This window comes from Rhizobium oryziradicis (assembly GCF_001939045.1).
GTDB classification, from domain to species: domain Bacteria; phylum Pseudomonadota; class Alphaproteobacteria; order Rhizobiales; family Rhizobiaceae; genus Allorhizobium; species Allorhizobium oryziradicis.
Map to the genome: position 1 here is coordinate 141,166 of NZ_MKIM01000026.1, position 10,851 is coordinate 152,016.

11 protein-coding genes and 3 pseudogenes are annotated in these 10,851 nt (G+C 56.2%); 11 read left to right on the forward strand and 3 right to left on the reverse strand.

The window, feature by feature from the left end:
* Position 1 precedes the first annotated feature (1 nt).
* The 5 genes from narI (at position 2) to mog (ending at position 3,964) form a co-directional block, all read left to right on the forward strand.
* Positions 2-700, forward strand: a complete 699-nt coding sequence (narI, locus tag BJF95_RS10965; RefSeq protein WP_075639507.1) for a respiratory nitrate reductase subunit gamma — start codon at positions 2-4, stop codon at positions 698-700.
* Positions 701-705: 5 nt separating this feature from the next.
* On the forward strand, positions 706-1,500 hold the full coding sequence (locus BJF95_RS10970; RefSeq protein ID WP_075639508.1) for a peptidylprolyl isomerase: 795 nt from the start codon (positions 706-708) through the stop codon (positions 1,498-1,500).
* Between the two features lie 46 nt (positions 1,501-1,546).
* Positions 1,547-2,836, forward strand: a complete 1,290-nt coding sequence (locus BJF95_RS10975; RefSeq protein ID WP_075639528.1) for a molybdopterin molybdotransferase MoeA — start codon at positions 1,547-1,549, stop codon at positions 2,834-2,836.
* Positions 2,836-3,381 (forward strand): DUF2478 domain-containing protein, encoded by a 546-nt coding sequence (locus tag BJF95_RS10980; protein WP_075639509.1) that lies wholly within the window; start codon positions 2,836-2,838, stop codon positions 3,379-3,381. Before BJF95_RS10975 ends, BJF95_RS10980 begins: the two co-directional genes overlap by 1 nt.
* 61 nt (positions 3,382-3,442) lie before the next feature.
* Positions 3,443-3,964, forward strand: a complete 522-nt coding sequence (mog, locus tag BJF95_RS10985; RefSeq protein WP_075639529.1) for a molybdopterin adenylyltransferase — start codon at positions 3,443-3,445, stop codon at positions 3,962-3,964.
* A 72-nt stretch (positions 3,965-4,036) separates the two neighbouring features.
* Here the strand turns inward: mog and BJF95_RS24410 are convergent.
* Positions 4,037-4,213: pseudogene (locus tag BJF95_RS24410) on the reverse strand (IS6 family transposase); the annotation flags it as partial.
* On the opposite strand from BJF95_RS24410, the gene BJF95_RS10995 reads away from it, so the two are divergent.
* The gene (locus BJF95_RS10995; RefSeq protein WP_075639510.1) at positions 4,212-4,475 is read left to right on the forward strand and encodes a hypothetical protein; all 264 of its coding nucleotides are present in this window, start codon (positions 4,212-4,214) and stop codon (positions 4,473-4,475) included. The pseudogene BJF95_RS24410 and the gene BJF95_RS10995 sit on opposite strands and share 2 nt — an antisense overlap.
* Before the next feature lie 285 nt (positions 4,476-4,760).
* On the opposite strand, the pseudogene BJF95_RS11000 reads toward BJF95_RS10995, so the two are convergent.
* Positions 4,761-5,096 (reverse strand): annotated as a pseudogene (locus tag BJF95_RS11000) (tyrosine-type recombinase/integrase); the annotation flags it as partial.
* 215 nt (positions 5,097-5,311) lie between these two features.
* On the opposite strand from BJF95_RS11000, the gene BJF95_RS11010 reads away from it, so the two are divergent.
* Positions 5,312-5,899 carry a hypothetical protein gene (locus tag BJF95_RS11010; protein ID WP_245297295.1) on the forward strand — a complete coding sequence of 196 codons (588 nt, stop codon included), beginning with the start codon at positions 5,312-5,314 and terminating at the stop codon, positions 5,897-5,899.
* 144 nt (positions 5,900-6,043) lie between these two features.
* On the forward strand, positions 6,044-7,105 hold the full coding sequence (locus tag BJF95_RS11015; protein ID WP_075639511.1) for a DUF1963 domain-containing protein: 1,062 nt from the start codon (positions 6,044-6,046) through the stop codon (positions 7,103-7,105).
* Between the two features lie 330 nt (positions 7,106-7,435).
* On the opposite strand, the pseudogene BJF95_RS11020 reads toward BJF95_RS11015, so the two are convergent.
* Positions 7,436-8,118, reverse strand: a pseudogene (locus tag BJF95_RS11020) (IS6 family transposase); the annotation flags it as partial.
* Between the two features lie 208 nt (positions 8,119-8,326).
* Between BJF95_RS11020 and BJF95_RS11025 the strand changes: the two are divergent.
* The 3 genes from BJF95_RS11025 to BJF95_RS11035 form a co-directional block, all read left to right on the forward strand.
* Positions 8,327-9,139: an oxidoreductase gene (locus tag BJF95_RS11025; protein ID WP_075639530.1), complete on the forward strand. Its 813-nt coding sequence runs from the start codon at positions 8,327-8,329 to the stop codon at positions 9,137-9,139.
* Positions 9,140-9,208: 69 nt separating this feature from the next.
* On the forward strand, positions 9,209-10,108 hold the full coding sequence (locus BJF95_RS11030; RefSeq protein ID WP_075639512.1) for an alpha/beta fold hydrolase: 900 nt from the start codon (positions 9,209-9,211) through the stop codon (positions 10,106-10,108).
* Positions 10,105-10,851 (forward strand): NADP-dependent oxidoreductase (locus BJF95_RS11035; RefSeq protein ID WP_075639513.1); only part of this gene is annotated, 747 nt, incomplete at its 3' end. The genes BJF95_RS11030 and BJF95_RS11035, both read left to right, overlap by 4 nt.

Genomic DNA, 10,851 nt, shown 5'->3' on the forward strand with positions numbered 1-10,851 from the left:
AATGCACGATTTTATCTTCGGCATCTACCCCTACATCGCACTTAGCGTGTTGCTGATCGGCTCTATCGCACGCTATGAACGCGACCCATTCACCTGGAAATCATCGTCCTCGCAACTCTTGCGACGCAAGCAGCTGATACTTGGCTCGGTCCTGTTTCATGTCGGCGTGTTGATTATCTTTTTCGGCCATTTTTTCGGTCTTCTGACACCCTTGCCTCTGATCAAGGCCCTGGGCATCAGCCATGAGGCCAAACAGATCCTTGCCGTCGTGGTGGGCGGAGTGGCCGGAACTATGGCGCTTTTAGGCGGCATCATCCTGATCCACCGGCGGCTTGTCGATCCGCGTATTCGTGCAACGTCGAGCATGATGGATATAATCATCCTGTCGCTTCTGCTGTTGCAGCTTTGCCTTGGTTTGCTGACGATTATCATTTCTGTGCAGAATATCGACGGCGGTGAGATGGTGAAATTCATGCAATGGGCGCAGGCGATCTTCACCTTGGATGCGCGCGCTGCAAGCTACACCGCAGGCGCGCCACTCTTGTTCCAATTGCACATCTTTCTTGGACTGACGATATTCACCCTGTTCCCATTCAGCCGCCTTGTTCACATGCTGTCGGTGCCGGTCCGCTATCTATGGCGGCCAGGTTACCAGATCGTGCGGACCAGAAAGCACAGCCCGAAATATCCGGCGGAGTGACCTAAATGGCATCTTTTCTTTCCAAAGTGACAGTGAACGGCGAAATAATATCTGCCGAGGCAATTGCAGACGAAGCGCAGAACCATCCCGCACCCAAGTCAAAGCCTGGCCTGGCCTGGACTGCGGCTGCAAGGGCCTTGGCAATCCGGGCACTCTTGTTGCAAGAGGCACGGCGGCGTGGCCTTGAGCCAGATCCCCAAGAGGTAAGCGAGGGGAAGATCGAGACCACGGACGAAGCGCTCGTTCGTCAAGTTGTTGATCTGGCCGTAGAGCCCGGCGTACCGACCGACGCCGAGGTTCTTGCCGCGTACGAAGAAGCCCCCGACCGTTGGCGAGCGCCGACGCTCTATGAGGCTGCACACATCCTATTGCCGGTTCGCCCCGACGATCCCGTGGGCTTGACGACCGCTCAGGCACAAGCGGAGGCTTTACTGGTCGAGATCCGGCGTAATCCGCGCGCATTCGACACGCTGGCTCGCGAGAACAGCGCTTGTTCTTCACGCGAAGCGGGCGGGCGGCTGGGCCAATTGATCTCCGGCGATACCGTGCCAGAGTTCGAAGCGGCGATGGATGCCCTGATTGAAGGTGCCATTTCAGAACTCCCGATCCTGAGCCGTTATGGCCTGCATATCATCCGGCTGGACGCGCGTGCCGAAGGTGCCGTTCTCCCGTTTGAGGCAGCAGCTCCAAGCGTCCGTGACATGCTGGAAAAGGCAGCCTGGGCCAATGCTGCCCGTGATTTTGTCGCAGAACTGGTGGCTGGCGCAGAGGTTACGGGTGTCAGGCTGAAAGCCGCCTGAAGACCGATAGAAGTATGACTGGTGGATGCGGTGGAAGGAAGTGAAAATGGCTGACGCTCTTGCAAGATCGTGTGACTGCGAAGCAGTGGATCAATTGAGCCAACTTATTCCCGTAAGCGTCGCATTGGAAATTGCACGGGGGCTTGTCAGGCCAATTGCGGAAATTGAACCTAGTGATATCCGCAATTCCGTAGGGCGGGTTAATGCAATCGACATATGCGCGCCGAGAGCGATGCCATTTTTCAATAATTCCGCGATGGACGGTTTTGCTGTCAGAACAAGTCAATTGATGGGACGTGGTCCGCAGCGCTTGCACCTTCTTGGCACCATCACCGCCGGCTCCACAAATCAGGCCATCGATGAGAGGCCGGGTGCATACCGCATTTTTACCGGCGCACCGGTTCCCCCCGATTTTGATGCGGTCATCATGCAAGAGCACTGTTTATCTGACGGCAGGACAGTCACATTGCGCACTCTTCCTGCTGTCGGCGACAATATACGCTTTCGGGGCGAGGATATCGCGGAAGGTGCTATTATTGTCCGCGCGGGCACTCTGCTTGAAGCAAGACATATCGGTTTGCTTGCTGCCAATGGTATCTATTCCGTCCCACTCGTACGCAGATTGAGAATTGGTATCCTGTCTACGGGCGATGAACTGGTTCGCGGAGATCTCCTGCCCGGATCGTCTTCGATATTCGATGCCAATGGCCCGATGCTGCATGCCTTATGCGCTGGACCGATATTTGAGGTGACCGACCTTGGAATTTTGCCAGACGAAATGGCCTCGTTGGTCGAATTCCTGCATTCGCTTGACGGGCGCTTCGATCTGATCATTTCAAGTGGGGCCGCGTCGACGGGTGGGCGCGACATGCTGCGTGAAGCGTTGATCATTTCTGGTGGAACGATTGACGCCTATCGTGTGGCATTAAAACCCGGCAAGCCTGTTTTCTTCGGCAAGCTGGGGGACGCTCTATTTACCGGATTGCCGGGCAATCCGCTTGCGGCTTATGTCGGGTTCCAATTGTTCGCAGCCGCGCAGATTGCAGCACTCACCGGCCGTCAGGGTGCCGCCCCCTTTTCTGCAAGCGCTATTTGCGCAATCAACCTTCGCCACAAAGCAGGGCGCACCGAATACCTACCGGCGCGCATTGTCGGAATGAAGGATCAATTTCCTGTTGTTGAACCGGTGGGGCACGGCAGTTCTGCAACTCTTTTCCCCCTCAATTTTGCCGACGGCCTGTGCGTGATCCCGGCTGAATGTGACGGCTTTGAAGAGGGAAACATCCTGCAATGGATGCCGTTTCAATCGGCACCAGCCTTTAGCGAGACAAATTGATGACGCAAAATTTTGCACAATTGGCGGCAATTGAATTTGCACAAGATGAGGCCGCTGACGCATTACTTGAGGACGTTGCGCGCCAATTGCAAAAACGCGGTATCAAGGTCGCGGGCCTCATTCAACGCGCACAGAGCGAGGAAGGTCGGTGCTGTGGAGCCGTCTACGTTGAAGATATTGTCTCCGCCAAGCGTTGGCAGATCATGCAACCATTGGGGCAACATTCCAGGGGTTGCCGACTGAACCCGCAAGAGATGGCGAATGTGTCGGTCTGGGCGTTGAACGAATTGCAAAAGAAGCCGGATATCCTGTTTCTCAATCGCTTTGGCAAAGGTGAGGCAGAAGGAGGTGGACTGCGATCCGTTTTTGAGGCCGCAAGCCTTGACGGAATTCCAGTCCTGACCTCCGTCAAGGAAAATTATAGGCCTGCATGGGATGACTTTGCGGCTGGGCTCTCAGTCAGTTTATCTCCCGAATTATCAGATGTGTTGTCGTGGTGCATGACGGCAGTCGAGGAGATCAGGTTGAAGACGAGTGCCGCTTGAACGGGCTCAGCATGTGCGGTCAGAGGAGTTGACCGTCGTATCTTGGTAGAGAGAGGATGATATGGAAATTGTAATCGTCACTGTTTCGGATCGCGCCAGCCGGGGCGAGTATGAGGATTTGAGCGGGCCGTTGATTGAGGATTGGCTAAAGAAGACGGTTACGTCTTCTTACAAGTTGACCAAGAAGGTCATTCCGGATGGTTTTCAATCTGTTCGCGACACTTTGATCGATTTTTGCGATCAGGATAGGGTTGACCTCATCTTGACGACCGGAGGAACAGGCCCCGCACCGCGCGATGAAACCCCGGAGGCCATGCGCGCCGTCGTAATCAAGGAGCTTCCGGGATTCGGCGAATTGCTCCGCCGCGTCAGCCTCGACCAGACACCAACGGCGATCCTTTCGAGGCAAACTGCCGGTACGCGGGGCCACACGTTGATTATCAACCTCCCTGGCAATCCTGCCGCAATCCGTATCTGCCTTGATACGATTTTCCCGTCCGTGCCCTATTGCCTCGACTTGATTGGCGCGGGGCGGATTGAAACCGATCCAACCAAAGTAAAGAGTTATCGCCCAGCGGGATAAGATGATTTCCTGCAGGCAGTCGTCGCTTCCAAACACGGCTCTGTCGCAAACTTTTGGCACGGTCGCAGAGAGGGCTATCGCTTGCAGAGCAATCATCGGTGAATATTTCACGACCCATCTATTCTGCGTCGCATGGTCGAGATTGACCCCAAGGTCTGCCATAATCTCTTCCAAATCGCGGCAGGAAACCGCAGATCGGACATAGAAAAACACTTCTTTCGGATAGTGACTGCCTTTGAAATCGACCATGACCACTCAACCGTGTCTGCCTGCTTTCCTTGAGGCCACACCTATCGCATGGTTATCGAGGTCGCAAACCATCGGGAAATTTTGCGACAAAACCATCTCGGTGCGCATGGATCAAAACGGTATCACCGCAGGCAATAAAAAGGTTCAGTTGAGCCTTGGCATGGCCGTGACAGTGGAGGTCAAGACTGGCAAACGCCGTATCCTGGAGTATTTGTTTTCGCCACTGTATGAGGTCGGTAGTACCGCAATGCATGAACGATGAGAGAAATCAATCTGATTGAGACTGCACTTAAAACTGACAGCCGGGCAGCTTTGGTTAGATTGATGCGGAACCTATGCCTTCTAAGCTAATTTCAGTGCACCATCCGGGCGGATGGCATAACCAAACTGCATCTACAAACGTGTTTGGATCCGCACCGATCTAACCGGCTGTGATGCAATCTTCAGCATGCTGCGCCGCAAATCATGGCGTTTTACTTAGCGGGCAAGTCGGGCCGTCGCTATCTGGACCGTGAGGGACAGCCCATTACGTGGTAACCAACACTTGTCACTGCAAAAGGCGCGCCGCTTTTCCGCTTCGTCTCGTTGCACTGTTATAATAACGGGACGCTTGCTGCACGGATCGATGCCGAGATTGCTCCATCGCCTCTGGCAGTGGAACGCCGCGATTGGCGGCTTCCGTAAGATATCCGGATCGCAAGCCATGCGAGGAAAATTGTCCCGGATCGAGCCCTGCCATAGCGACCCGCTGTTTGAGAATGTCATTGATCGCTTTCGGAGCAAGTGCACGCTGGGAGACATTGTCCCAGCGATAAATCGCCCGAAATACGCTACCGCTGTCAATCCTTGAGGCCTTGAGCCAGGCATTCAGCGCATCAACAGGCAGATAATGGAACGCAAATTAACGGGAAGACGAGCGTCTTCAAAACTGCAGGAGCTGGTGATGGCAAAACCGTTGGTGTCGGCCGGGATGATATCGAACTCTTGGCGAAGAGTATGTCGCCATTTCGTTCTTCGTTGATAAGCAATGGGAAACGACGCAGGACAACGATGTGATGTTTAAAAGGGGGAGGCCACGACGATCGGTGCCGTTTCGACATGGACTTCATGGACAACGAATACGCTCTCTTCTGGCTGACGGAGGAGGAGTTTTCTGCGCCGCTCGCCTCTCCTCCAATCATCGAGGGTGTCCCCGTGCCCGGCTGGCTTTCACAGTCGCCGCCGGAGTATTTCAGCGAATTCAACCTGCCTAGGACGGCCGCCGAGCGGCAGGCGGCGGCGGATTTCTCCCCTAGTGGACTCGCCGTCAACGCGCTTTTGATGGCGGCCAAGCCCCAAGGTGGGTGGAAGAACCTGCCCGGTCAGGAAGCGCTGGATTACGGTTGGCCGATCGAGATAAGGCTTCGCGAAGGCGATCCCAACGTTGGCAAGCCGGCGCGCGAATTCAGCCACGAGAACACTTTGAGCGGCGATATTCCTGCCTATTCTGAGGAAGGTCATGAACTGGGGTTGGAGCGCTTCCAGGACTGGCACGCCCATCTCGGCGAGATGATGTTTCCGATGCAGGGGTATCCTGACTTCTCACCCTACTACCTGGAAATCTCCGAAATCTTCGGCGGTTTCAATTTCGGTGGCGGGGCTGCCCAGATTGACCTCAAGGAGATGAAGCTTGACTGGACATGCTGAGCCTTAAAGATGCCATGCCAAAGCCAAATATTGGAAGGCCTCGGCAGTAGCTGATCGTGCCATGTCCGCCGTTAAGCCGCTGACCGGCCAGCCTTCCAGATGCGTGCATATGGCACACTCTATATAAGAAGCGGGAGCATTGATATGGACGTTTTCCCTTTTCCCGGCAGTCGCGAGGCCCTGCTGTCGGCTCTAAAGAAATCCGGGCTCTCCGATGAGATACAGAGATTACTTGCTGCGCAGGCGCGGCCGGCAATTCTGCTGACGACATCCGGCTGCGACGAAGAGGCCTTGCCTCTCGGCGCGACAAAGATCGGTGGCAGGCCAGATCTGCCGGCCGATAAGGCATGGCCGAGGCGTCCCCCCTATCCGGATGCTGAAAAGCGTGCGGCCGCGCATCGTCGCGAAGCCGATCGTCTGCTGGAGGATTCGAGAAAGCCGAAGTCCTGGATGACGCTGGAGCAAGGGGATCGCTTCAGTCAGGAGCGCCGGGATAACGCTGACGCCGTTGAGAGGGAATTTCCACTAGCGTTTCTGGGGCAGTTCGATCTTTCGGATCTATCGACGCTCGTCGGCTTTGATCCCGCATTCCCCGATCACGGTCGTCTCCTTGTTTTCTACGATTACTTGGAGCAGCCGGAGGATTTCACGGAGGCGGCCTCCGTCGGGTGGCGCGTCCTGTGGGATGACACTCCGGACGCTGAACTGATTCGCGCGCCTATTCCGCCGGAGCTTTTTGCGATCAGCGATGAGAAATGGTCATGCGTCTTTACCGCCGCGCGGGCGACGAGCCACACCATCTGGACGCCCATCCCGCCAAGCGACAGTTCCTGGTCCGCGTTTCCGCTTGACGATGAGGATGCTCTCGAAGCTTACCAGGAGTGGCTATCTGACTTCGGGACGCCTGACATGGCGGACCGCGACAATCATCAACTCTGTGGTTTTCCGCAGCCATTGCAGAACGGTTTGCAGGCGACGAGCCAACTGGTCGCTAATGGGATTGATTGTGGCCGGCGCGAAGCCTGGCAGTCGGAGGAAGCTGTGAGGTTGCTTGCCGACGCAAAGGACTGGCGGCTTGTCGCGCAGATCGGCGTGGACCCGAATGCAGGTCTGAACGGGCCGGGTGCCTATTACGTGATGATGCGAGACGAGGATATCAGGGCGCAGCGGTTCGAGCGTGCCCGCGTCATATATCAGTGCGATTGATCGCGCATCGCAAGGCTAGGTGTGTCATGCCGGAAAGACTTGACGGGTCTGGAAAGCTGGTACTTATCGATGGATATTGTCGCCGACAGCAAGCTGCCGTTCCGGTCAAAACGTTCGATCCTGATGGACTGCGCCAGGATCGAGTACCTGCTCGACGAAGCTACTACGGAATCGTGAGAATACGTTCAAACATTAGCATGCCGATGGTTCAAATCCTTTCAAGAGCGAATATGCATACCTTGCCGCAGGCCTCCGGTGCGTGAAAACTGGGCTTGTCGCAAACCTCTCAGAAGGTTGAGACTACCCAGCGCTCGCTGGCAATTTCGCGCTTTTGCGCAGCCACAACATCGCTTCGAACCCTGCGATCGTCCGGCGTGCCGTTTTGAATGACTGGAAACCGCCGATCTTGGGCATGTTCTTCTTCAATCGGAAGTGATCGCTCTCGATGCCTTGCTGCAGATGCTTGGTGACATAATGAACTTGGTTCGGATGCAAGAGCCCATCATCGACGGCAGTCTTGATCGTTGACGGAAACGTGTTGGCGTCATCGATTCCCAACTTCCCGGGCGATAGCTGCGGCTCATCTTTGAGCATCTTGCGAAAGAAGCGTTTGGCAGCGTCGAGATCGCACTTAGCCGTGAGCAAGAAGCCGATCGGGTTTCCGTGCTTGTCAATAGCGCGGTGCAGGTATCGCCACTTGCCCCGGATCTTGACGTCGGTCTCGTCAATCCTGACTGAGCCACGATGCGGTCGGCGAAACTGGCGCAGCCGCTTTTCGATGACAGGCGCATAGGTTAGGACCCACCTGTTGATGGCGCTGTGGTCGACCTCGAAGCCGCGCTCGCGGAACATCTCCTCGAGACCTCTATAGCTGAGCGGGTAACGCAGATACCAGGTCACCGCCTGCACGATCAGCCATGCTTCGAAATGTCGCCCCTTGAACCGCAGGACCGCGTAGCGAAATCATCCTTCGACTGGCGCTTCAACGTCGCGGCAATGGCATTCAGAATAATGGCTACGCTCCGCTATATCGGGAGCGAAATTTCCACCGTTTTGGTCAACAGCACCTTAACCATAAAAACTTGCGACAGGCCCCAACTAACTCGCGGGCTAGCCGAGCCCTCTTGACTAATGATTATGGCCATCATATTTAATGATGACGAACATAATCAAAAACTGGTTGTCTTGAGGTCGGCCAGCTTAAACGAAGAGGCAAGCCGCATGAGCAGGCAACAGAAGACAGCATTCTTGACAGGCGCATCAAGCGGGATTGGCAAGGCCACGGCCATGTCTCTCAAGAAGGCCGGATATCGTGTCATCGGCACGAGCCGGACAGCCAAGCCTGCTGAAATCCGTGATGGGATCCGACTGATGGCCTGCGACGTCACGTCCGAAGCTTCCGTTGCAGAAGCGGTCGCAGCGGCGCATGCCGAGCTTGGACATATCGATCTTCTGATCAATAATGCGGGCTTCGGGATCGTCGGAGCGGCCGAGGAAAGCTCGATCGAGCAGGTGAGAGCGCTCTTTGACACCAATGTCCTCGGTGTCGTGCGGGTGACGAACGCCGTGCTCCCGATCATGCGTGCGCAGGGCAGTGGTCGCATTCTCAACGTCGGGTCCGGTCTTGGCTTCATCCCCGCACCCTTCAACACGCATTATTCAGCCACCAAGCATGCGCTGGAAGGCTATTCGGAATCGCTCGATCACGAAGTCCGGGGCTTTGGCATTCGTGTGCTGGTGATCGAGCCGGGTACGACGGCCACGTCCTTCGAGGCAAGCTCTGTCCCCGCAGACGCTCCGCTTAAAGACTATGATCGTCTTCGCGTTGGCTACAACGTTGCCTATACCAAAGCGATGGAGGCGGCGGATACCGCACAGAGCGTTGCCGACACCATTCTCCGGGCGGCGACCGACAAGTCGCCGAAGCTACGCTATCCCTCCGGCAAAGTGGCGCAGCAAGGCGCTTTTGCGCGCCGCTTCTTGCCGCGTGGTCTCTTCGACAAGGTGCTGCACAAGCAGTTTGGTCTCGGCTGACGCCGAACTTTTGCAGATTATCCGGTGGCACATATGCCGCTAGCCTCCTGTTCGAGAAGGGGACAAGATATGTCCAACATTGCCAGCGTTGCCCAAACCACTACTCGCTACAGCGAGGTGCCCAACCTCTCGATTTCCATCGATGGGGTTCCGATTGCCTATCGAGAGCTGGGTCCTCGGAAGGGCGTCCCGATTATTTTCCTGAACCACTGGGGTGCGGTGCTTGACAACTTCGATCCGCGCATCGTGGATGCGCTCGCGCGTGACCATCGTGTAATTGCAATCGACTACAGGGGTATCGGTGGATCAGGGGGAGAAGCGCCTCTGACCGTCGCTGAAATGGCAGACGACACGATCAAGCTTATCCGTGCGATGGGGTTCGACACGGTCGATCTCATCGGCTTTTCTTTGGGCGGTTTCGTCGCACAGGATCTTGCTTTGAAGGTGCCTGGTCTTGTGCGTAAGCTGATCCTCGCCGGAACCGGTCCTGCGGGCGGTAAGGGCATCGACAGGGTCGGACGCGTTTCCTGGCCACTCATCCTCAAGGGGCTGCTAACCCTGCGCGACCCCAAGACCTATCTATTTTTCACGTCGACGCGGAATGGTCGTGAGGCGGCAAAGGCCTTTCTCAACCGTCTGAAGGAACGCAAGACGGATCGCGATAAGGGCCCGACACCGACTGCGTTCCTGCGCCAGCTCAAGGCAATCACGGCATGGGGAAGACAGGCACCGCAAGACTTAGGCGCGCTGCGGATCCCGGTGCTGATCGCCAATGGCGACAATGACATCATGGTGCCAACGGCGAACTGCCGCGACATGGCCAAGCGTATCGAAGATGCTGAACTTGTCATCTATCCCGATGCCGGCCATGGCGGCATCTTCCAGAACCACTCGGAATTCACCCGGACTGCCTTAACCTTCCTCGCAGCCTCACGGCGCGATCACCACACTGGAGAACAAGCCCTATGAAGGCTTTCATCGTTGAGAAATACAAAAAGAATGGCCCGCTACGGATGGTTGACGTGGCCGAACCGGTTGTCGGGGCCAATGATGTTTTGGTCGAGATCAAGGCGACGGCTGTCAACCTGCTGGATTCCAAGATCCGCGATGGCGAATTCAAGCCGCTTCTGGCCTACAAGCCGCCGTTCATCCTTGGTCACGATCTCGCAGGCACAGTCATTGCTGTCGGCTCGAGCGTGCGTCACTTTCATGTCGGCGACGAGGTTTATGCGCGCCCCCGTGACCACCGTATTGGAACGTTCGCGCAGCGTCTTTCTGTCCACGAAAACGATGTTGCGCTGAAGCCAAAGAACCTGACTTGGGGCGAAGCAGCGTCTATTCCACTGGTCGGCCTGACGGCTTGGCAGGCGCTGGTCGAACTCGCCAAACTCCGCAAGGGGCAGAAGGTGTTCATTCAGGCAGGATCTGGCGGCGTTGGTACATTTGCCATCCAGCTTGCCAAGCATTTTGGTGCGTTTGTTGCCACCACCACCAGCACGAAAAACATCGAACTGGTCAAGAGCCTCGGCGCGGATGTGGTCATCGACTATAAAACGCAGGATTTCGAGACGGTTCTGAGCGGCTATGATCTGGTGCTGAACAGTCAAGATTCGAAAACCCTGATGAAATCGCTTCGGGTTCTGAAGCCGGGCGGTCGCCTGATCTCCATTTCCGGGCCACCGGACCCGCAGTTTGCGACAACGCTGGGGCTG